The organism is Neolewinella maritima, from assembly GCF_923081025.1.
In the GTDB taxonomy this organism is placed as follows: Bacteria; Bacteroidota; Bacteroidia; order Chitinophagales; family Saprospiraceae; genus Neolewinella; species Neolewinella maritima.
Map to the genome: position 1 here is coordinate 365,587 of NZ_CAKLPZ010000003.1, position 21,915 is coordinate 387,501.

General features: G+C 61.9%; 18 protein-coding genes. 13 read left to right on the forward strand and 5 right to left on the reverse strand.

Translation table 11 applies throughout. The features are described from left to right. The first annotated feature begins 143 nt into the window (after window positions 1-143). The 12 genes from MJQ68_RS13240 (at window position 144) to MJQ68_RS13295 (ending at window position 15,764) form a co-directional block, all read left to right on the forward strand. Window positions 144-2,063, forward strand: a complete 1,920-nt coding sequence (locus MJQ68_RS13240; RefSeq protein WP_238751600.1) for a ThuA domain-containing protein — start codon at window positions 144-146, stop codon at window positions 2,061-2,063. Window positions 2,064-2,074: 11 nt separating this feature from the next. Then, window positions 2,075-3,469, forward strand: coding sequence for a Gfo/Idh/MocA family protein (locus tag MJQ68_RS13245; RefSeq protein ID WP_238751601.1), 1,395 nt, complete (start codon window positions 2,075-2,077; stop codon window positions 3,467-3,469). 23 nt (window positions 3,470-3,492) lie between these two features. Then, a complete protein-coding gene (locus MJQ68_RS13250) occupies window positions 3,493-4,842 on the forward strand; it encodes a putative oxidoreductase C-terminal domain-containing protein (RefSeq protein WP_238751602.1) in 1,350 nt (449 codons plus the stop codon). A gap of 21 nt (window positions 4,843-4,863) precedes the next feature. Continuing rightward, entirely contained in the window at window positions 4,864-6,381 is a 1,518-nt protein-coding gene (locus MJQ68_RS13255; protein WP_238751603.1) for a M20/M25/M40 family metallo-hydrolase, read from the forward strand. A 4-nt stretch (window positions 6,382-6,385) separates the two neighbouring features. Further along, window positions 6,386-7,429, forward strand: a complete 1,044-nt coding sequence (locus MJQ68_RS13260; RefSeq protein ID WP_238751604.1) for an MBL fold metallo-hydrolase — start codon at window positions 6,386-6,388, stop codon at window positions 7,427-7,429. Between the two features lie 47 nt (window positions 7,430-7,476). After that, window positions 7,477-8,160: a tRNA (guanosine(37)-N1)-methyltransferase TrmD gene (gene trmD / locus MJQ68_RS13265; protein WP_238751605.1), complete on the forward strand. Its 684-nt coding sequence runs from the start codon at window positions 7,477-7,479 to the stop codon at window positions 8,158-8,160. Window positions 8,161-8,212: 52 nt separating this feature from the next. After that, window positions 8,213-10,258: an excinuclease ABC subunit UvrB gene (uvrB, locus tag MJQ68_RS13270; RefSeq protein ID WP_238751606.1), complete on the forward strand. Its 2,046-nt coding sequence runs from the start codon at window positions 8,213-8,215 to the stop codon at window positions 10,256-10,258. Window positions 10,259-10,391: 133 nt separating this feature from the next. Next, the gene (locus tag MJQ68_RS13275) at window positions 10,392-11,213 is read left to right on the forward strand and encodes an EboA domain-containing protein (RefSeq protein ID WP_238751607.1); all 822 of its coding nucleotides are present in this window, start codon (window positions 10,392-10,394) and stop codon (window positions 11,211-11,213) included. A gap of 196 nt (window positions 11,214-11,409) precedes the next feature. Next, window positions 11,410-12,300 carry a TatD family hydrolase gene (locus MJQ68_RS13280; protein ID WP_238751608.1) on the forward strand — a complete coding sequence of 297 codons (891 nt, stop codon included), beginning with the start codon at window positions 11,410-11,412 and terminating at the stop codon, window positions 12,298-12,300. Window positions 12,301-12,303: 3 nt separating this feature from the next. After that, window positions 12,304-13,179: a UbiA-like protein EboC gene (gene eboC, locus MJQ68_RS13285; RefSeq protein WP_238751609.1), complete on the forward strand. Its 876-nt coding sequence runs from the start codon at window positions 12,304-12,306 to the stop codon at window positions 13,177-13,179. A 13-nt stretch (window positions 13,180-13,192) separates the two neighbouring features. Beyond that, a complete protein-coding gene (eboE, locus tag MJQ68_RS13290) occupies window positions 13,193-14,356 on the forward strand; it encodes a metabolite traffic protein EboE (protein ID WP_238751610.1) in 1,164 nt (387 codons plus the stop codon). Between the two features lie 40 nt (window positions 14,357-14,396). Next, window positions 14,397-15,764: an alkaline phosphatase family protein gene (locus tag MJQ68_RS13295; RefSeq protein ID WP_238751611.1), complete on the forward strand. Its 1,368-nt coding sequence runs from the start codon at window positions 14,397-14,399 to the stop codon at window positions 15,762-15,764. A 1-nt stretch (window position 15,765) separates the two neighbouring features. Here the strand turns inward: MJQ68_RS13295 and trhO are convergent, their stop codons facing one another. Continuing rightward, entirely contained in the window at window positions 15,766-16,797 is a 1,032-nt protein-coding gene (gene trhO / locus MJQ68_RS13300) for an oxygen-dependent tRNA uridine(34) hydroxylase TrhO (protein WP_238751612.1), read from the reverse strand. A 17-nt stretch (window positions 16,798-16,814) separates the two neighbouring features. Next, on the reverse strand, window positions 16,815-18,311 hold the full coding sequence (locus MJQ68_RS13305) for a DUF5691 domain-containing protein (RefSeq protein WP_238751613.1): 1,497 nt from the start codon (window positions 18,309-18,311) through the stop codon (window positions 16,815-16,817). Window positions 18,312-18,375: 64 nt separating this feature from the next. Between MJQ68_RS13305 and MJQ68_RS13310 the strand changes: the two genes are divergently transcribed. Further along, a complete protein-coding gene (locus tag MJQ68_RS13310; protein ID WP_238751614.1) occupies window positions 18,376-18,822 on the forward strand; it encodes a hypothetical protein in 447 nt (148 codons plus the stop codon). A 12-nt stretch (window positions 18,823-18,834) separates the two neighbouring features. Here the strand turns inward: MJQ68_RS13310 and MJQ68_RS13315 are convergent, their stop codons facing one another. From MJQ68_RS13315 to gpmI, 3 genes are all read right to left on the reverse strand, one after another. Then, window positions 18,835-19,416 carry a hypothetical protein gene (locus MJQ68_RS13315; protein ID WP_238751615.1) on the reverse strand — a complete coding sequence of 194 codons (582 nt, stop codon included), beginning with the start codon at window positions 19,414-19,416 and terminating at the stop codon, window positions 18,835-18,837. A gap of 166 nt (window positions 19,417-19,582) precedes the next feature. After that, entirely contained in the window at window positions 19,583-20,305 is a 723-nt protein-coding gene (msrA, locus tag MJQ68_RS13320) for a peptide-methionine (S)-S-oxide reductase MsrA (RefSeq protein ID WP_238751616.1), read from the reverse strand. A 52-nt stretch (window positions 20,306-20,357) separates the two neighbouring features. Further along, entirely contained in the window at window positions 20,358-21,911 is a 1,554-nt protein-coding gene (gpmI, locus tag MJQ68_RS13325; RefSeq protein ID WP_238751617.1) for a 2,3-bisphosphoglycerate-independent phosphoglycerate mutase, read from the reverse strand. Between the last annotated feature and the right edge of the window lie 4 nt (window positions 21,912-21,915).

Here is a 21,915-nt window from a genome sequence, read left to right on the forward strand (position 1 = left end):
TAACTGGAGCCGTGCTATACGGCGACTAATATACACTGCGTCGGGGAAGCAGGGTAACGCACGGGTCCGGAGACCAGGAAGGAACGGGATCGTTGAAGCGATGTCCATTACCTATATTGAGCAGGACTACCACAACCTACGTCATGTACCGCCATTTGCTTTGCCTCTGCTTCCCCCTGCTCGGGTATGCCCAGGCGCCCACCACCCTCACCGTCTACAGTGGACCCTACGAGCGGACTAACTCCCTGGTGTGTACTACGCTGGCGGATGAGGTACAACGTGGTACCACGATCACCCTGCTCGAAGTAGTCAAGGCCCAGCAGCAGCCCGTCACCAGCCAGCGCGACGGCAATACCCTGTGCTGGATACTCGATGGCGATACTCCGGCCGAGTCCACCCGGGAATACGTACTCACCACGACCGCCGCCGCGCCACCAACTCCTGCACCCGCGACCGCGGCCGACCTGCGCGACGGACGCGTCACCCTGACGCACGCCAACCGCACCCTGCTGGCCTACCAGGTCGAGCCGGCCCCCGTGCCCCCGGGCGTGGATCCGATCTACTCCCGCGGCGGGTTTATTCATCCACTGCTGTCGCCCGGTGGCGATACGCTGACCCGTATCCAGCCTGCCGACCACTACCACCACTACGGGGTCTGGAACCCCTGGACACACGCCGAGTACGATGGCCGCGCACTGGACTTCTGGAACCTGGTCAAGGGGCAGGGCACCGTGGCGGTAGACAGCCTAAGCGAAACGACGCAGGGTGCGCTGTTGGCGGGGCTGACCGCCCATCAGTCCTACCTCGCCTTCCGCGATAGTGCCGTCACCGAAGATCCCCAAACCCTGCTACACGAGCGGCTGCGGCTCCGGGTCATACCCGCGCAGGACGGCAGCTACCACCTCGACTACCAGACCACGCAGACCAACCCCACGGAGCTGCCCTTCACCGTGCGGGCCTACCGCTACCAGGGTTTCGGCTACCGGGCACGGGCCGGCTGGAACGATGCCAATACTACGCTGCTTACCTCCGCTGGCCACGATAAATCCGACGGTAACGCTACGCGGGCACGCTGGGTGGATGTGTCCGGCCCTACGGAGCACGGTACCTCGGGGGTCCTGTTCATGAGTCACCCCGACAACTACAACGCGCCGGAGCAGATCCGGATCTGGCCGACCGGGCAGAACGGTGGGGTGGAGAATGTATTCGTCAACTTCAATCCGGCGCAGGACCGCGATTACGTCCTGCGGCCCGGCGGCTCCTACCGGCTCCGCTACGGCATGCGGGTGTACGACGGTCGCATCGACTCGCTGCAGGCCGAGCGCTACTGGCAGGACTTTGCCTACCCCCCGCAGGTCATCCGGCAGGGAGATATGGCGGGCACGCGGGTGCTGCTGTATACCCGGAACGGCGAGGGCTTCGTCCACGACAACATCCCGGCCAGCATCGCGGCGATCGAGGGGCTGGGGGAGCAGTACGGCTTCGAAGTAGTGGCTTCGGAGGATCCGGCCATGTTTACGCCGGAGCGACTGGCCGACTTCGACGTGCTAGTCTTTTCCAATACGAACAACGGGGTGTTCGACACACCGGCCCAGCGGCAGGCGCTCAAGGACTACATCGCCGGCGGCGGTGGCTTCGTCGGGATCCACTCGGCTTGCGGGACGGAGCGGCAATGGCCATGGTTCGCCCGGATGCTGGGGGGCAAGTTTCACCGCCACGCCAAGCGGCAGGACTTCGACGTAGCCGTGCTCGACGCCGACCATCCCTCCACCAACTTCCTGCCGCCGACCTGGCACATCGAGGACGATGAGTGCTACTACCTCAAGCAGCTTAATCCCAACATCCACGTGCTGCTGGCCGCCGACCTCACTACCGTGACCGATGAGGAGGGCAAAACGACCTATCCTGCCGACACCTTCGGCGACTACTTTCCCACCAGTTGGTACCACACCAGTGGCGGCGGGCGGCAGTGGTACACCTCGCTGGGCCACCGGATCGAGCATTACTCCGACCCCCTGTATCTTCAACACATCCTGGGTGGCATCCGCTGGGCCGCCGAATAAAGTCCCTCATCATGAACCGTAGATCCTTACTGAAACGCTCCCTGGCCGGGGCCGCCTGTGCGGTGTTCCCCACCATCGTGCCGGCCCACGTACTGCGCAGCGAGACCGCGCCGAGCAACAAGCTCAATATCGCCCAGATCGGCTTCGGCCGCATCGCCAAGGGGCACGACCTGCCGGAGACCATGAAGAACGACGTAGCCCGGGTGATCGCGGTCTGCGACGTAGATAGCAAGCGCAAGGAGCTCGGCAAGGCCTTCATCGAGGATTACTACCGGCAGCACAGCGGCAGCGATCAACTGGTAGACGTACAGATGTACGACGACTACCGCGAACTACTCGCTGATTCGGATATCGACGGCGTCATCGTCTCCACCCCCGACCACTGGCACGCACAGCCGGCCATCGAGGCGGCCCTGGCGGGTAAGGATGTATACCTCCAAAAACCCACCTCCCTGACTGTCGAGGAGGGCCGCATGATGAGCGACATCGTGCACCGCACGGGGATAGTCTTTCAGCTGGGTAGTCAGCAGCGCTCCACGGATCCCTGGCCGCAGTTCAGGCAGACCTGCGAGCTGGTGCGCAACGGGCGCATCGGTACCGTGACCCGGGTGGAGATCGGTCTGCCCAGCGATCCGGCGGGCGGCAATGCCACGCCGATGGACATACCGCCCAATTTGAACTACGAGATGTGGCTGGGCTCCACGCCCTACGTACCCTATACCGTGGACCGGGTGCACCCGCAGGACGACTTTTCCCGCCCCGGCTGGCTGCGCTGCGAGCAGTTTGGCGCCGGTATGATCACGGGCTGGGGCGTGCACCACATCGATATCGCCCACTGGGGAATGGGTACGGAGTATACCGGTCCGGTCGAAGTGGAAGCCACGGCGAAGTTCCCCACCGAGGGACTGTGGACAGTGCACGGCGACTACCACGTCACGGCCAAGTACGCCAATGGGGTAGAGATGCAGATCGACACCAAATTTCCGAACGGCATCAACTTCATTGGTAGCAAGGGCAACATCTTCGTGTCGCGCGGAAGCGGTGCCGTCACGGCCTCGGACCCTACGACGGGGGATTCGGATGCATTCAGCGCCCAGGTCAAGGGCGGCCTGGATACGGTCATCAAGGAAGGCGAGGTGCAGCTGTACGACAGTCCCGAGCAGCACCGCAACTGGCTGGACTGTATGCAGTCGCGGCAGCTCACCATCTCGCCCGCCGAGGTGGCGCACCGCAGCTGTACCGCCTGCCTGATCGCCCACATCGCCATGAAGGTGCCCGGCAAGCTGCGCTGGGATCCGGTCACGGAGCGCTTTCGCGACAACGATGCGGCCAACCGGCTGCTGTCGCGCTCCCAACGCTTCCCCTACGGCTACGAGAACATCCCCGCGCTGGCGGATATGGGATAGCCCCTACAGACTAATCGAACTACATGAAATTACCCATCGGCGCACTGCTCATTCTGCTGGCCGGCTGCGCTACCCCAAGCGAATCTACCGTGGACGCTGACGCTCCTCCCGTACGGCTCATCACCCTCGACCCCGGGCACTTCCACGCCGCACTAGTGCAAAAACGGATGTATCCCGGGGTAGACTCTATGGTGCACGTCTACGCTCCGGCAGGAGACGATGTGACACAACACCTACAGCGCATCGAGCGCTACAACAGCGGCGAGGAGCCCACCGCCTGGCAACAGGAGGTCTACACCGGGCCAGACTACCTGGAGCGGATGCTCGCGGATAGCACCGGCAATGTCGTCGTCGTATCGGGCAACAACGGCCGCAAGACCGAATACATTCAGGCCGCGGTAGCCCACGGCCTGAACGTGCTGGCCGACAAACCCATGGTCATCGACCCGGCGGAGTACACCCTGCTGGAGCAGACCCTGCGCGAGGCCAAAACGAAGGGGCTACTCGTGTACGACATCATGACCGAGCGTTTCGAGATCACCACCATGCTACAGCGGGCGTTCGCACAGCAGCCGATACTGTTTGGCGAACTGCTGGAAGGATCGGTCGAAGCACCGGCCATCTCGAAGGAGAGTGTGCACCACTTCAGTAAGCTGGTCTCGGGGCAGCCCCTCGTGCGTCCGGCCTGGTTCTTCGACGTCGAGCAGCAGGGGGAGGGCGTCGTGGACGTGGCTACTCATCTGGTCGATCTCGTCCTCTGGGAGACCTTCCCGGATGAGCCCATCGATACGACGGAGATAGAGGTGATCAGTGCCCGGCGCTGGGCTACTACGCTTACGCCTGAGCAGTTTGAGCAGGTCACGGGTCTGGCGGAATTTCCTGACTACCTACAGTCCGACGTAGTGGACGGCAAGCTGGTCGTCTACGCCAATGGCGAGATCGACTTTACGGTACGGGGGGTGCACGGGAAGGTCTCGGTTATATGGAACTACGAAGCCCCGCCCGGCGCGGCCGATACCCACTACTCGGCGATGCGCGGCAGCAAGGCCGACCTGGTGATCCGCCAGGATGCGGAGCAGGACTACCAGCCCACGCTATACATCGAGCCCAAGGGCGAACTGACGGACGAACAGATGACCGAACTAGTGGTAGATATGCACGACCGCTTTCCCGGCCTCTATTTCGACCCCGTAGCGAAGGGGTTTGAGATCATCGTACCCCCGGAGCTGCGCAGTGGTCACGAGGATCACTTCGGGCAGGTCACCGAACAGTACCTGCGCTACCTCGCCCAGGGTAGCATGCCGGAGTGGGAGCGGACGAATATGCTGACCAAATACTTCGTGACTACGCGGGCCTACGGGATGAGTCGGTAGGAAGCTGCTTACATTTAGGGCATGCGGTATACGATACTCTTCCTTGCTCTACTCCTTTGCACCGGCGTGCGCGCCCAGGATACTACACTCTATAGCCGTACGCTGGCCAGCCTGCCGGCGTATGAGGCTTTCCTCGCCCTGCCGAATGATGCACGCATCGACGGACAGCTGGAGCCTAACCTGCAGTGGCTGGAACGGGAGTTCGGCCAGCGTGGCTTCACGACCCAGCGGCTACCTAATGCGGGGATCGATCTGCTGCTGGTAGGCTACCCTACCGAGCGGGCGGATGCTGAGACGGTATTGTTCTACGGACATGTCGATGGCCAGCCGGTGGACCCCAGTAAGTGGGTGCTTGCCCCGCCCTTCCGGCCCGTGTACGGTACGATGGAGGTAGACAGCAGTGGCAGCGTCCAGTACCTGGAAGCCGACCTGCCCGAACGGCCGGAGGACACTGAGGTACGTCTGTTCGCCCGCTCCAGCAGTGACGCTAAGGCGCCGATCATGATGTTCTTGGTGGCCTGGGACCAACTCGTAGCCGACGGAAAGCGGCCGGACTACCACCTGAAGTTCGTGATCGATCCCATGGAGGAGGCCAGCAGTCCTGACCTGCCCAACGCCGTGCGGACCCACCGCGAGGCCCTGGCCGCCGACCACCTGATCATCCTCGATGGACCGGTGCACGCCACCAATCAGCCCACCCTCATGGGGGGTGCCCGCGGGATCGCTACGGCGCGACTGACGGTCTACGGTCCGCGGCTCCCCCAGCACAGCGGGCACTACGGCAACTACGCCCCCAATCCAGCCCTGCGCCTGGCCCAGTTGCTGGGCTCGATGAAGGATCAGGAGGGGCGCGTCACCATTCCCGGCTACTACGACGGCATTGAGCTGGACGCGGAGACCCGCGAGATGATGGCCGGCGTACCGGACGATATCAACGACATCCGGCGTAAGATCGGCTTTAGTCAGGCCGATGGGGTAGGGGCCAACCTCCAGGAAGCCCTGCAGTACCCGAGCCTGAATATCCGCGGCATGTCGAGCGGCTGGGTGGGCAGTGCCGCCCGCACCATCATCCCCAATACGGCCGTGGCGAACCTGGACCTGCGTCTGGTGAAGGAAAGCGACGGCGACCGCCTCCTCGGCCTCGTCGAGGAGCACATCGAGCACCAGGGTTTTCACCTCATTCCCGACGGGCGGGAGCCCACGGACGAGGAGCGGGCGAGCTACCCGCGGCTAGCTAGCTTCAGCGGCAGCACCAGCTACGGGGCCTTCCGTACGGACCTGAACGGACCCACCGGAAGCTGGCTACAGCGCGCGCTGATGCACACCTTCGACGCGCCACCGGTGCTGGTGCGCACCATGGGAGGCTCGGTGCCGATTGCCCCCTTCGTGAACACCCTGGACGTGCCGGCCATCGTGTTACCGCTCGTAAATCCGGACAACAACCAGCACAGTCCCAATGAGAATCTGCTGCTCAGGAACTATTTTCGTGGCGTGACCAGCCTGTACGGCGTGCTGGACGAACCCCTCCATCCCGAGTAATCCTATGGAGTATTTGCTTAACCCCGATCTTCCGATCCACCCCCTGCAGGCCGATCGGTGGCGCGGCAATCCGATCCTCGACGGGGAGTTTCAGTACCTACGTGACCCCTTCCGGCCCAAGTGGCGTCAGGTGCTGCGCATGCTGGCCCTGCCCAACCGGCAGCGCGCACAGAAGAAGGCCGACCAGTGGGTGCCCCCCGTCAGTCCTGACGTCAGCTACCTCAAGGACCGCAGCGCCAACTGGATCGTCTGGCTCGGGCACGCCTGCTTCCTGTTCCAGCTCAACGGCCTGCGCTACCTCACCGATCCGCAGCTGGCGGATATGCCCTTCGTGCCCCGGCGCGTGCACCCGCCCTTCTCCTACGATGACCTGCGGGGCATCGACTACCTCCTGCTGAGTCACGACCACCGCGACCACGTCGACGAGCAGTGCATCCGCACCATCACGGCCAATAATGCGATCCACAAGATCCTCTGTCCGCTGCGGATGTCCAGCGTGATCGGCGACTGGGTAGGCGATACGCCCATCGAAGAGGCCGCCTGGTACCAGCAATACGATACGCCGGGCACCGGCGTCACCATCCACTTTCTGCCCTCCCGCCACTGGTGTCGCCGCGGCCTGCGCGACTTCAACCGCGTCCTCTGGGGCAGTTTCATGCTGGAAGTATCCGATGCCGCGGCCGCAGGTGCCGAGCCTAGGCACAAGAAATCCTCCCCCACCACCCTCTACTTTGGTGGAGACAGTGCCGAGACGGACTACTGGGCCGAGATCGGGCATATGTTCCCCAACATCGACGTAGCTATGCTCGGGATCGGTGCCTACAAGCCCGAGTACATGATGCGCGAGAACCACGCCAACCCGGCCGAGGCCTTCACCGGCTACCGTGACCTGAAGGCCGAGTACTGGTGGCCCATGCACCACGGCACCTACGACCTGAGCAACGAGCCACCCTCCGAGCCCATCAGTTGGGCCAGTAAGCTGATGGACAAGCATGGATTCGAACGCTGTATGCTGCAGCCACCGATCAACGCGCCCTGGTGGTTCTAGGCCGCGGATGTGCGGCGTATTTTGCGCATTCGTAAATCTGATCGCGCGTGCACATCGATATTATCTCTACCGTACCGGACCTTCTGAGCAGTCCGCTGTCCCACTCCATCATGCAGCGCGCGCAGGACAAGGGGCTGCTGACCGTCCAGGTCCACGACCTGCGCCCCTACGGATTGGGGAAGCACAACAGCGTGGACGACTACCAATTCGGCGGGGGCGCGGGGATGGTCATGCGCTGCGAACCCCTGGCCGCCCTGATCGACGAGCTCCGGGCCCAGCGCACCTACGATGAGATCATCTACCTCACCCCCGACGGCGAGCGCTACGCCCAGCGACGGGCCAACCGCCTGTCCCTGCTCGGTAACTTGCTCCTGATCTGCGGACACTATAAGGGTATCGATGAGCGCATCCGGGAGGAGTACGTGACCTTAGAAATAAGCATCGGCGACTACGTACTCTCGGGTGGCGAACTGGCCGCGGCGGTTGTGGTAGATAGCATCGGCCGCCTCTTACCGGGCGTGATTGGCGACGAAACCAGCGCCCTGACCGATACCTTTCAGGACGATCTGCTGGCCCCGCCGGTGTACACCCGTCCGGCGGAGTGGCGGGGTAGGGCGGTACCGGAGATCCTGCTGAGTGGAAATACCGCCGCCATCGAGACCTGGCGGGAAGCGCGCGCCGAGGAGCGGACGGCAGCGCGGCGGCCCGACCTGCTGCCCCCCGATGTGTGAAACCAACATTTTGTTACCCCCACGGTTCCGAACGTAGTAAACGTATCCTGCTATGGCCTTTAAGCTCAAGTCAAAATTCTCCCCCACCGGCGATCAGCCGCAGGCCATCGAAAAACTCGTCGCGAGCGTACGGGAGGGCGAGCGCGGTCAGGTCCTGCTGGGGGTGACCGGCTCGGGTAAGACCTTCACGATGGCAAACACCATCGCCCAGCTCAACCGGCCCACGCTGGTACTGACCCACAACAAGACGCTAACCGCCCAGCTGTACGGTGAATTCACGGAGTTTTTCCCGGACAATGCGGTGGAATACTTCGTGAGCTACTACGACTACTACCAGCCGGAAGCTTACCTCTCTACTTCCGATACCTTCATTGAGAAGGACCTGGCCATCAATGAGGAGGTCGATAAGCTACGCCTACGGGCCACCTCTAACCTGCTCAGCGGTCGGCGGGATATCATCATTGTCGCCTCCGTCTCGGTCATCTACGGTATGGGTAATCCGGAGGACTATAAATCGGGTATCATCCGTCTGGAAGTCGGGCAGACCAAGAGTCGCAACGGCTTTCTGTACGACCTGGTCGACAGCCTCTACAGCCGTACCGAAACCGACTTTCGCCGCGCTACCTTCCGCGTACGGGGGGATACGGTGGATATCAACCTACCCTACGTTGAGTTCGGCTACCGGGTGGTATTCTTTGGTGATGAGATCGAGTCGATCGAGAAGATCGAGATCGAGTCGGGCAAGAAGATCGAGTCGATGCGCAATGCCGCCATCTTCCCGGCCAACCTCTACGTGGCGCCCAAGGAGCGCATCAATAGCATCATCCGCAACATCGAGGACGAGCTGTACGAGCAGGAACGCTACTTCGAGCGGGAGAGCCGGCTGCTGGAGGCTAAGCGTATCCACGAGCGCACGAGCTTCGACCTGGAGATGATGCGCGAGCTCGGCTACTGCAATGGCGTGGAGAACTACAGCCGCTTCTTCGACGGACGTCGGCCCGGCACCCGGCCCTTCTGCCTGCTGGACTACTTCCCGGACGACTACCTTTTGATCGTTGACGAGAGCCACGTGACCATCCCCCAGGTGCGCGGCATGTTTGGCGGTGACCGGGCGCGCAAGCTCTCGCTGGTCAATTTTGGCTTCCGTCTGCCTTCGGCGATGGACAACCGTCCGCTGAACTTTACCGAGTTCGAGTCGCTGATCAACCAGGTGGTCTACGTCTCGGCAACCCCCGGCGACTACGAACTAGAACAAACCGGCGGTGAGATCGTCGAGCAGCTGATCCGACCCACCGGACTCCTAGATCCGCCCATCGAGGTGCGGCCCAGCCTAAACCAAATCGATGACCTCATCGAGGAGATCGACGAGCGGCGCAAGGTCAACGAGCGGGTGCTGGTCACCACCCTCACCAAGCGGATGAGCGAGGAACTGACCAACTACTTCGCCAACATGAATATCAAGGTGCGTTACATCCACTCCGAAGTGGATACGATGGAGCGGGTCGAGATCCTGCGCGACCTACGTCTCGGCGAATTCGACGTGCTGGTGGGAGTGAACCTGCTGCGGGAGGGACTGGACCTGCCGGAAGTGTCGCTGGTCGCCATACTGGATGCGGACAAGGAGGGATTTCTGCGCAACGAACGCAGTCTGACCCAGACCGCCGGCCGTGCGGCCCGCAACAGTAACGGACTGGTAATCATGTACGCCGATGTCGTCACCGCCTCCATGCGCCGCACCATCGATGAGACGAACCGCCGGCGCGCCATCCAGCTGGCCTACAACAGGGAGAACGACATCACGCCTACCACTATGGCCAAGACGCGGGAGGAGATCATCAACCGCAGCACCATCCTCGACATCCGCGGCAAGAACGGCAAGCGTGCCTACGTGGAGCAGACGCAGCCCAGTCTGGCCGCCGACCCCATCCTGGCCCATATGACCAAGGATCAGCTGGAGCTGGCCATCAAGGAAGCGGAGCGCAAAATGAAGACAGCCGCCAAGGAGCTGGACTTCATGAGTGCGGCCCAGTACCGCGATGAGGTGTTCGCCCTGAAGGCCAAACTTAAGATGGGCGGTATGACGTTGAAGGAGAACTAGGCAGCAGGTGAGTAGGTATGGGTTTTGGAATACAGGAGCCTATTGGTTACATTAGATATGTTCTTCGTTGATATTACGGACCTTAGATCATGTCCTCCTGGCTAGCTAGCAATGACTTCACCCCGCGCACTACATGAACCACACCCTACACCACCTTCTCCAGGCGCACCTTCCCCCCGAAGCCCGGCAGTGGCTGGAGGCTAAGCTCGATACGTTATGGGCAGACTTTAAGCCCCGTTCCTTCTACCTCGCCTTCGGCGCCTGCCCCCGCTTCCTGGGTAAGGACGAACTGACCTTCAACGAAGCCGAACTTAGCCGACTCACCGTCGAGTACCCCAACTTCAGCGCCACCAGTTGGAGCACCGATCAGCTCGCTCGCGTACTGCTGATGACGGCCCTGCCCACCGACACCAATGTCAGGGTACTAGATGACCTATTCGCCACGGCCGACTACCGCGAACTCATCGCCCTCTACAAGGGGCTGTACTTCCTGGGCAACGCCGCCGACTTCGTACCCCGCACCCGCGAAGGATTGCGCACCAATATGGTCGGGGTATTCGATGCCATCGCACTGGAAAATCCCTACCCCGCCCGCTACCTCTCCGAAGACGCCTGGAACCACATGGTACTCAAGGCTATGTTCATGCAACGACCCATGTACCGCATCTACCGCATCGAGGACCGGAAGAACGCCAAGCTCGCCGATATCTTCCTCGACTATGCTGAAGAACGCCGCAGTGCCCACCGACCCGTCAGTCCGGAACTCTGGCGCTTCATCGACGGCTTCGTCACCGACCGCGCCCGCACCGCCCTGGAGATAACTACCTCAAGGGGTACACCTCTGGAGCGCGCCGCCGTTGAGAAAGTCCTGCATCCGAACGCGGATCAGCCCAGCTGGAATGAGATTGGCCGGGAGGTGGGGGAAGGGGAAGGGGTTAAGGTAGGAAGGGGTTAAGGGGTTGAGGATGTGATAGTAACGGTGGCGTGTTTCTGAAACATTTAGAGTTGTACCCGTCAAAAGCCTCCGCACCTGCGCCCCCGCCCCCGTATCTCACATCCCATACCTCCAACGCATACAACGCCTATCCCGCCCGCCTTAACCCCTTAACTCCCTAACCCCCTAACCCCCTAACCCCCTAACCCCCCGTCCCATGCAATTCATAGACCCCCACGTACACATGGTCTCCCGTACGACCGACGATTACGAAGCTATGCGCGCCGCCGGGGTGGTGGCCCTGATCGAGCCGGCCTTCTGGCTGGGGCAGCCGCGGACGGAGGTGGGGACCTTCAAGGACTACTTCAGTACCCTCGTGGGCTGGGAACGCTTCCGCTCCTCGCAGTTCGGGATCCGGCATTACTGTACGATGGGGCTGAACTCAAAGGAGGCGAATAACGAGCCGCTGGCCGAAGCCGTCATGGAACTGCTGCCGCTCTTTGCCACCAAGGAGGGTGTGGTGGCGATCGGGGAGATCGGCTATGACGATCAGACGGCCGCCGAGGACAAATACTTCCGCCAGCAGATCGAACTGGCGAAGGAGCTGGACCTGCCTATCCTCATTCATACCCCCCACCGCGACAAGAAGAACGGTACCTACCGCAGCATGGACGTGCTGGAGGAGCATGGCTGCGACCCCACCAAGGTCGTCATCGACCACTGCAACGAGGAGACCGCCAAGGAGGTACTCGACCGGGGCTACTGGACGGCCTTCACGATCTACCCCGGCACCAAGATGGGCAACGAGCGGATGGTGGATCTGATGAAGCACTACGGTCCTGAACGCATCATCGTCGACAGCTCGGCCGACTGGGGGATCTCCGATCCGCTGAGTGTGCCCAAAACCGCGGCCCTGATGCTACAGCGCGGGATCTCCGAAGCAGACGTGAAGAAAGTAACTTACGGCAATGCGCTGGCCGCCTACGGACAGAGCGGACAGATGAAGGAAAGCGACTGGATCGACGCCCCCGACATCGACCGCAACGAGGTATTCAACGGCAACAGCGTACTGCGCAACGGCCGCAAAGCCGACAAGATCATCCACTAAGCCATGGCCCTACGACCCCTCCTCACCCTGATGCGACCGGCCAATCTGGTCACCGCCGTAGCCGACATCCTCGCCGGTGCCAGCGTAGCGGCTGCCGTGACCGGCGACTGGAACCCCGACCTGAGCTACCTGGCCCTAGCCACCATCGGACTGTACGGCGGTGGCGTGGTCTTCAACGACGTATTCGACCTGGACCTGGACCGCATCGAGCGGCCCGAACGCGCGTTGCCGAGTGGGCAGGTGAGTCTGGCCGAGGCTGTGCTGCTCGGCGGACTGCTCCTCCTGGGTGGCATCGCCTTTTCTCTGGTCGTATCCGGCAGTAGCGGGGCCATCGCGCTGGCCATCGCCGTGCTGGCGCTGGTCTACGATGCCCGAGCCAAGCACCATCCGGTGTTCGGTCCGCTGGTCATGGGTATGTGCCGCGGCGGCAACCTGCTGCTGGGCGTGAGCCTGAGTGCGGTAGCGCTGGGCCAGTACTGGTACCTGGGTCTGCTGCCGATCGTCTTCATCGGGGCCATCACACTGACCAGTCGCGGTGAGGTAGGCGGCAACAACAAACAAGCTATCCGACTAGCAATGGGGCTGGATGCACTGGTCGCCGTGGCCCTGCTGGTACTACCGTACTACACCCGTGCGGAGCTACTGCCGGCCCTCCCGTTCCTCCTCTTCTGGTACCTGATCAACGCCGAAGCTAAGATGGCCGCCCTGGCAGACAACCGTCCGGCGCTGATCAAAAAAGCGGTGAAGACCGGCGTCCTCTCCCTCATCCCCCTCAACGCCTGCCTGGCCGCCGGCTTCATGGGCTGGGGTACGGGGCTGCAGGTTTTGCTGCTGCTGCCGCTGTCTATTTATCTGGGGCGTTTCTTTGCGGTTACTTAACCCTCTTTACCCCTTGCACACCCTCCCAGAAAGCCACCTTACCTACTGCACCAACATCCACTCTGGCGAGACGTGGGCCAAGGTCTGTGAGAGTCTGCAGTACGTCCTACAGGTACGCGATAATCTGCAGCAAACCGGTCCCTTCGGCATCGGACTCCGGCTCTCAGCACAAGCGGCCAGGGAACTGGCGCGAACGCCGGTGCTAAGATCATTCCAGGAGTGGCTGAGTGAGAATGACTGCTATGTCTTCACCCTCAATGGCTTCCCCTACGGCGACTTCCACGGGCAGGTGGTCAAGGATCGGGTGCATACTCCTGACTGGACCACCAGCGATCGCCTCGTGTACACCAAGCAGTTGTTCGACATTCTGGCCGAGCTGTTGCCGGAGGGTATGACGGGCGGGGTAAGTACCTCCCCCCTCAGCTACGCACCCTGGCACCGTAGCGCGGCGGCCCTGCGGCGGACCAAGGAAGTCAGCACGCACTACCTGATGGAACTGGTGGACTACCTGGCCGCCATCCACCAGCGCACCGGCAAACTACTACACCTCGACATCGAGCCCGAACCCGACGGAGTACTGGGGGACGGTCCGGGCTTCATCGCCTACTACCAGGACTACCTGCTCGGACAGGGAAAATCAGAGACGCTCGTGCGCCGCCACCTCCGCATGTGCTACGACGTATGCCACTTCGCCGTCAACTATGAATCGCCCACTGAGGTACTCACCCAGCTCAGCGCACGCGGCATAGCGGTAGGCAAGCTCCAGATCAGCGCAGCCCTGAAGGCCGATCTGCGCACTACTGACCGCCAATCCGTACGCGCAGCCCTGCAGCCCTACGACGAACCCACCTACCTGCACCAGGTCAACTTGCGGGACGGAGGAAACCGCATCCACTCCTTCCCCGACCTGGCACCCGCGCTCGCGGCCGTTGATAACGAGCAGTACCAGGAGCTCAGGACGCACTTTCACGTCCCCATCTACACGGATTCCTACGGCCTGCTCCAGTCCACCAACGATGCCATTGTAGAAACCCTTCGCCTCTGGCGGGCCGACCCCTTTACCCACCACCTGGAGGTAGAAACCTACACCTGGGACGTCCTCCCCGACCACCAGCGCCTCACCCTCACCGACTCCATCCACCGCGAACTAGCCTGGGTGCTGAAAAATCTGCGTTAAATCCGTGCCCTACATCCGTGTACTCCGTGTTTAACCTACCATGCAAGCAGTAGCCATCCTAAACATCGTAGGCCTAAGCGCAGGCCTCATCGGCCCCGATACCCCCTTCCTGCGTCAGTGGGCCAGCAGCCGTACGATCACGACGGTAGACCCCGTCCTGCCCGCTGTCACCACCACGGCCCAAACCAGCTACCTGACCGGCAAGCACCCGCGGGACCACGGCATCGTAGCCAACGGCTGGCTCTTCCGCGACGAGCAGGAGATCAAACTTTGGCGGCAGTCCAACCACCTGGTACAGGCTAAGAAGATCTGGGAGGTGGCCCGGGAGCGCGATTCGGCGTTCACTGTGGCCAATCTATTCTGGTGGTACAATATGTACTCTTCGGCCGACTACTGCGTCACGCCCCGTCCGCAGTACCTGGCCGACGGCCGTAAACTGCCCGACTGCTACAGCTACCCCATGGACCTGCGCGAGAAGCTGCAGGCCGAGTTGGGCACCTTTCCGCTGTTTAGCTTTTGGGGTCCGCGGACGAATATCGTCAGCAGCCGCTGGATCGCCGATGCGGCCATGCGGGTCTACGACTGGCACCGGCCTACGATGAACCTGGTCTACCTGCCCCACCTCGACTACAACCTGCAGCGCCACGGCCCCGGTCATCCCAGTGTGCAGCAGGACCTGCGCGAGATCGACACCGTAGTCCAGGACCTAATCGAATACTACGAGGGCAAGGGCGTGCAGGTGCAGATCGTATCGGAATACGGCATCACCAGTGTAGACCGCCCCGTGCACATCAACCGTATCCTGCGTGAGGCCGGCCTGATCAGCGTACGCGAGGAGCGGGGCACCGAACTGCTCGACGTGGGCACCTGCCGTGCCGTGGCGATGGCCGACCACCAGATCGCCCACGTATACATCAAGGATCCGGAGGATATCCCCCACGTCCGCGCCCTGCTGCAACGCGTGCCGGGGATCGGACTTTTGCTGGATGAAGAAGGCAAGAAGTTCCACAAGATCGACCACCCCCGTGCCGGTGAGCTTGTGGCCGTAGCCGACGACCGCAGCTGGTTCACCTACTACTACTGGCTGGATGATGCCCGCGCACCCGACTACGCCCGCACGGTGGACATCCACAAGAAGCCCGGCTACGATCCAGTGGAAATGTTCCTCGATCCCGCCAAGAAGCTCATCATTCCCCGCATTGCCCTCAAGGTTGCCGGCAAGAAACTCGGCTTCCGTACGCTCATGGACGTGGTGCCCCTACAGGCCGAGCTCGTCAGAGGCTCCCACGGTAACCTCACCGGAGCGGATGCGGATAAGCCCGTATTCATCAGCGGTATGGATACGCCCGACCGGCTCGAAGCCCCCGAGGTGTTCTCCTGGCTGCTGCGTAGTGTGTTCGGCAGCTAGACTACACAGAGCTCCGCGGCCGGGCCTTGCCCGCTCGCTGTCCGTTGAAGGTGAGGGTAGGGGCCAGACGCTCCTGTTCTTCGGGGGGTAGCTGAACAAAGTCGCGGCACGCCGCAGAGCAGCAGTGCTGGTAGGCGTCCGCGCAGCGCTCACACTGGAGGAACAGGATATTGCAGGCCGTATTGGCGCAGTCTACCTGCCGGTCGCTGGGCTGTCCGCACTGGTGGCAGTGACTGACCACGTCTTCGGTGATGCGTTCCCCGATCCGTCCGTCGAAGACGAAGTTCTTGCCGATGTACTTCTTCTCCAGTCCCTCCCGCTCGCACTGCCGCGCGTACTCGATGATACCGCCGTCGACCATACTCACCCGCTCGAAGCCACGGTGCAGGTAGTAAGCACTCGCCTTTTCACAGCGGATGCCTCCAGTGCAGTACATGATGATCTCCTGGTCTTTCTTGTCTTCCAGCAATTCCTCCACCACCGGCAGGATCTCGCGGAAGGTGGCTACGTCCGGACGAATGGCCCCCTCGAAGTAGCCCACCTCGCTTTCGTAGTGGTTGCGCATATCAACCACGATGGTATCGTCCCGTTCGAGCAGTGCATTGACCTGACGGGCATCCAGGTGGCGACCGCGTTTGGTGACGTCGAAGGTGGCGTCGTTCAACCCGTCGGCGACGATCTTGGGGCGCACCTTGATGACCAGCTTAAGGAAGGACTTGGCCTCCGCTTCGATGGCTACGTTCAGCCGGGTATCCTTCAGGAAGGGCACGCTGTACAGCGCGGCCCGGAAGTCATCCAGGTGCGAGGCCGGCACGCTCAGCTGGCCGTTGATGCCCTCTGCGGCCACGTAGATCCGGCCCAGCACACCGAGCGGTGACCAACTGGCGTAGCATTCATCCCGGAAGGTCTGGGGATCGGCGATGTGGGCATAGCGGTAGAACGAGAGCGTGGTACGGGGCTCGGTTTCGGCATCCAGGCGGGCCTGTAGTTCCTCGCGGGACAGGAGATTGCGTAGTTCTTGCGGACGGTCCATAAGCAGCCGCAAAGATACTACTCCCGCTGAAGCTCCCGCCGGAAGGCCGTCGTCTGCAGCATTTCCGTTGCTAGCTTACCGAAGGCATCGTAGCGCTCCGTCGTAGCGTGCAGCTGCTGCCGCAGCCAGGGAAAGATCGCGGTATCCACCAGGGGGATGGCCCATTTCCACTGCTGCGCCAGTTCGCGCTGGGCACTGTAGTCGAGCTGGCGGCTGTGGAGTCCATCGATGAGCTGTAGCAGCATGGCTTTACTCAGTCGTTCAGACCAGGGGGTGTCACGACTTAGCGCCAGCAAGCGGGGCAGGCTGCGCAGTTGCAGGGCATTCGGAAATTTGGATAGCAGCTCTTCGTACAGCGCGTCGAAATCAGCCCGGGGCAGCAGTCGGATTACCTCACCCCCCACTTCCGTCGGAAAGCCGGCCGGCTGCTCCAGCACCAGGAAGCGCGCGAACTCCCGTACGGTATCCGGGTCCCGAAAGCTGACGATCGCCCGCGCCGCGTCCCGTAGTTCCAGCGGCGTACGGCCGAGCCAGAAGGCGGGCAAGGGTAGGGCAGTCAGCTCGGACCAACTCCGGGGAGGCAGGATGCGCAGCAAGCGGTGCGGTAGTGCTTCCGGAGCTTTCGTGCCGCCGTAGGTGGCAAACAGGTCCTTCAGTTCATCCGTGGGCAGGGAGAGGTTCAGCGCCCCCCGCTCGGTGACGATCACACTGGCCAGGAGCGCAAAATCAGCTAGAGCAGTCGGCTCGCGGGCTAGTAGGAGCAGCTCGGTTACCGCGCGCCGTACCCCCTTGCGTTTCGGCGTCAGGGCATCCCGTAGCCAGGACCAGTCAGCCGCCGACAATCCGACGCGCAGTCCGGCTAGCAGTACTTCCTGATTACGCGCATTTTGTCCGGGCCAGGTACCGGCCAGTGCTTCGCGGGCAGCGGCGGGGTCCACCCGGCGCCAGTTGGCGAGTATACTGGCCTTGCGCGCGGGTTGGGTTTCGTGGTGATAGGCCGGTGCGTAGTCGTAGTCAGGTAGTAGTAGCGCCCAGTCGGGGTGCTGTCCGGCCAGCCACTTGCCCCGTTCGCCACTTGCCTCCAGGTAGCGCTGCGCGCGGGGGTAGTCGTCGTTCAGCAGGGCGGCGGCGCGCGGGTGCAGGGCGGGTAAAAGCGTGCTGGGCACGTAGGTCTGGCGCGCAAGGACCAAGTCAATCGCCTCGTCCAGCAAGTCCGGGTAAGTACCTTCTAGGATCAGTTGCAGGCCACGGGCCAGGCGGGGGCTGGGCGGCGTGCGGGTTTCTGCTGCGGGGGTGGGGTGGGGTGTTTTGGTAGCGCCGGTCGGCCGCGGTTGCAGGCGGTGCAGTCGCTCGGTCAGCCCCAGGGCAGCCAGCAGTTGCTCGGCTTGGTCAGCGGTAGGGTCGATGGCAGCTAGACTATCCAGCCATTCACCGATCTGGGGGGCAAGTTCCCGGCGGGCGGTACCCAGTGTGAGGGCACGAAGTAGGTCGGTATACTGGGGCGGGGCGGGCACGGCGGACAAGGTAGGTCGCGTACGGTATTCAACGAAATAGCCGCAGCAGGGGTTAGGGGAGCGTATGAAAGCTCTTTTACTTTCTCTTCTCCTACTACCCACCCTCTCTTTCGCCCAAACCTCCCTCGACGGACTCTGGGAAGGCACTATGACCGTCGGCGGCATCTACTCCAACGAGGCCCTGCCGATGCAGCTCTACATCACCACGGAGGGCAGCACGGTCACCGGCCGCAGCTACGTGACCCTGCCGGACGGTGAAGTACTCCGTATGGACCTGAGCGGACGCATCTACGGCGACCGCTCCATTTCCCTAGTAGAAATTTCCTTCGTCGGAGACGCGGCCAACGAGATCATGCCCGAGTTTAGCCGGCAGTACCAGATCGTCTACAAGCCCGACCTGTGGAACAGCGAGTTGCGCGGCTACTGGCAGGAGGTGACGGACCTCACCTTCAATACCCTACGTCGCCGCGGTCGCATGGTGCTGAGAAAGCAGAAGAACGAGCGGGCGTAAGCGGCTCGCGACTTAGTATACCCGCCGCCGCTCCGTCTGCAGCAGTCCCTCGATCGCTTCGTGTACCCGTCGGGCCTTCTGCGGCCGCCAGGTCAGCCCGTTGAGCAGGTCTCCGTAGTGGATGTAGTTGTCCAATCTGGCGTCGGATAGCTCATCGGCCACGTGGTCCAATACGTTGAGCATCGCGATCCAGCCCCCGGCGTCGGTCACCTCGCTGTACCACTCCTCGTAGTAGTCATCGGCATCCGAATGGAAGTTGAGTACGCCTTCCATAATGAGAATAAAGTCCTTGATGCCCTCCCCGACCAGGTAGTCGATCACCTCCCGCTTGAGGTGCATCGAGTCATTATGTAATGCATCGTTCCACTCCCCGATCAGCTCGATGATGGCATAGCGGTCGTCATAGTCTACGAACAGGATCTTCAGGTACAGCGTCTCCGACCCGAAGTCATCCCACTGCGGGTGCAGCAGGTAGTTGTACACCTTATTGGAGTAGTCGAACTCACTGTACTGCCGACCGTAAAAGGGCGAGGCGGAGTCGTCTTCGGCGCGGTAGCGGTCACGCCACTGGAAGTGTGGTTCTATGTCGTGCATTTGGGTAGGTCGCTTCGCTTGGTTAGGCCCTGCGGGTTAGATCGCTTCGCTGGGTGGACCCCTTCGGGGAGTAGACCGCTATTGCGGGTAGATGGTCTGACCAGTGTAGTCGTCTACCCGCGATAGCGGTCTAACAGCCGATAGGCGATCTTACCCCCGAAGGGGTCTACTTATACTCTTCCTTGAGAATATCCTTAAACTCCTTCATCACCTTTTCCACCTTGGGCCGGCTGACACCCTGTACGTAGCCCTGGTTGGGGTTGTTAGGATTTTCGTAGTAGTCCTGGTGGTAGGGCTCGGCGACCCAGAACTGGATGGGGTCTTCGATGGTGGTGGCGATGGGCTCACTGAAGGTGCCGCTGGCGTCGAGGGCTGCGATCTTGGCTTCGGCGGCCTGTTGCTGCTCGGCGTTGAGGGGGAAGATGGCAGAGCGGTACTGCGGACCTACGTCCGGGCCCTGGCGATTGAGCTGGGTGGGGTCGTGAGCGACGAAGAAGATGTCGAGCAGCTTGTCGTAGGTGATCACTTCGGGGTCATAGTAAACTACAATGGACTCGGCGTGGCCACTGGTCTTTTTGTTGCTATCGGCGTAGGTAGGGTTTTCGAGTTCACCGCCGGCGTAGCCGCTATAGACATCCTCGACGCCCTGGATACGGGTAAAGGAGGCCTCGGTACACCAGAAGCAGCCACCGGCGAAGTAGGCTTTTTCAGCATCGGGGTACTGCGCATCAAGGTTGGCGATGGAGATGCCACCGACCAGGTCTTCGTCGCCGGGCTGGGTGTTGGTGCTGGCGGTAGGAGTGGTTTCTGCGGTGGTAGTAGTGGCGCGTTGGCTATCGCAGGAGGTGGTAGCGACGGCAAGCAGCAGCGTGAGGAGGAGTGTTCTCATGTCTTGAAGTGATTACTTCTCCCTGAAACACGAACGGTACGCATTAGTTAAGCTACCGGTCCGTTGCGTCGGCCAGCAAACTGAGCCCCGTCATTTCCCGTGGAGCAGCTATGCCCATTAACTGCAGCAGGGTAGGCGCTACATCTCCCAGCTTCCCATCGGTGCGCAGGCTGATCTCTGCTTCTGCCGGACCTACATAGACTACGGGCACCGGATTAGTGGTGTGGGCCGTATTCACGCTGCCGTCCGCATTCATCATCACATCCGAGTTGCCGTGATCGGCGATGACCAGGGTATGGTAGCCGTGCTGGCGGGCGGTGTCCAGCAGGCGACCCAGACACTCGTCTACAACCTCGGCGGCGCGGATGGCCGCCGACAGGATGCCGGTATGGCCGACCATATCCGTATTGGCGTAGTTGAGGCAGATGAAGTCCGGCGCATTGGTCTTGATGTCTTCGATGATGGCAGCGGTTACGCCGTAGGCGCTCATTTCGGGCTTCTCGTCGTAGGTCTCTACGTCGCGCGGACTGTCGATCAGGATGCGGCGCTCCCCGGGGAAGGTATCCTCCTGACCGCCGCTGAAGAAGAAGGTGACGTGGGCGTACTTCTCGGTCTCAGCGATGCGCACCTGCGTCTTACCGGCTTCACTGACAACCTGACCTATCGTTTTGGTAAGGTCGTCGGGGGTGAATAGCACGTCTACGTCACGGTACTTCTCGTCGTACTGCGTGAGACAGATGTACCGCAGCCCGGGGAGCTTGTGCATCCCCTGCTCCGGAAAGTCCTCCTGCGTCAGGGCCCGGGTGATCTGGCGGGGGCGGTCGGTACGAAAGTTGAAGCAGAGGGCCACGTCGCCGGGCTGAATCTTGGCTACGGGCTGATCCTGCTCGTCCGTCAGGATGATGGGGTGCAGAAACTCGTCCGTCGTACCTGCATCGTAGTGCGACTGTACGGTGGTCAGTACGTCCCTGCTGCGTTCCCCCCGCCCGTTGACCATGGCGTGGTAGGCCTCCGCGATGCGTTCCCAACGGGTGTCGCGGTCCATGCCGTAGAAGCGCCCGGTGACGGTAGCTAGTTTAGTGGGTTGGTCGGCAATGTGGTCGAGTAGGGTAGCGAGGTAGCCCTTGCCGGAGGTGGGGGCTACGTCGCGTCCGTCGGTAAAGGCGTGGATGTACACCTTTTCGTTGCCCGCGGCGGTGGCGATGTCCGTGAGCCGGAGCAGGTGGTTGATGTGGCTGTGTACGCCGCCGTCGCTGACCAGTCCCATCAGGTGGAAGGCCTTATCGTGCTCACGGGCGTAGTGGAGGGCAGCCTGTAGCTTCTCCAATTGCTGCAGCTCTCCTTCCCGGATCGCCTTGTTGATGCGAGCGAAGCTCTGGTACACAACCCGGCCGGCCCCGATATTGAGGTGACCTACTTCGGAGTTGCCCATTTGTCCGTCCGGCAAACCCACCTCCTCTCCGTAGGTCACTAAGGTGGCGTGAGGATTATCCCGGTAAATGCGGTCGAAGGTGGGGGTGTGCGCGAGTGCCAGGGCGTCGGCTTCGGGGCGGGTGCCGAGTCCCCAGCCGTCGAGGATTACAAGTAGGGTTTTCGCTGCGTCCATGGGG

Coding starts and splice junctions, on each gene's coding strand:
- uvrB (WP_238751606.1), top strand. CDS start 8,213: ATGGCCTTTAAGCTCAAGTCAAAATTCTCCCCCACCGGCGATCAGCCG.
- MJQ68_RS13245 (WP_238751601.1), top strand. CDS start 2,075: ATGAACCGTAGATCCTTACTGAAACGCTCCCTGGCCGGGGCCGCCTGT.
- msrA (WP_238751616.1), bottom strand. CDS start 20,305: ATGAGAACACTCCTCCTCACGCTGCTGCTTGCCGTCGCTACCACCTCC.
- MJQ68_RS13255 (WP_238751603.1), top strand. CDS start 4,864: ATGCGGTATACGATACTCTTCCTTGCTCTACTCCTTTGCACCGGCGTG.
- MJQ68_RS13310 (WP_238751614.1), top strand. CDS start 18,376: ATGAAAGCTCTTTTACTTTCTCTTCTCCTACTACCCACCCTCTCTTTC.
- MJQ68_RS13295 (WP_238751611.1), top strand. CDS start 14,397: ATGCAAGCAGTAGCCATCCTAAACATCGTAGGCCTAAGCGCAGGCCTC.
- eboC (WP_238751609.1), top strand. CDS start 12,304: ATGGCCCTACGACCCCTCCTCACCCTGATGCGACCGGCCAATCTGGTC.
- gpmI (WP_238751617.1), bottom strand. CDS start 21,911: ATGGACGCAGCGAAAACCCTACTTGTAATCCTCGACGGCTGGGGACTC.
- trhO (WP_238751612.1), bottom strand. CDS start 16,797: ATGGACCGTCCGCAAGAACTACGCAATCTCCTGTCCCGCGAGGAACTA.
- MJQ68_RS13280 (WP_238751608.1), top strand. CDS start 11,410: ATGCAATTCATAGACCCCCACGTACACATGGTCTCCCGTACGACCGAC.
- MJQ68_RS13260 (WP_238751604.1), top strand. CDS start 6,386: ATGGAGTATTTGCTTAACCCCGATCTTCCGATCCACCCCCTGCAGGCC.
- MJQ68_RS13315 (WP_238751615.1), bottom strand. CDS start 19,416: ATGCACGACATAGAACCACACTTCCAGTGGCGTGACCGCTACCGCGCC.
- MJQ68_RS13240 (WP_238751600.1), top strand. CDS start 144: ATGTACCGCCATTTGCTTTGCCTCTGCTTCCCCCTGCTCGGGTATGCC.
- MJQ68_RS13250 (WP_238751602.1), top strand. CDS start 3,493: ATGAAATTACCCATCGGCGCACTGCTCATTCTGCTGGCCGGCTGCGCT.
- MJQ68_RS13275 (WP_238751607.1), top strand. CDS start 10,392: ATGAACCACACCCTACACCACCTTCTCCAGGCGCACCTTCCCCCCGAA.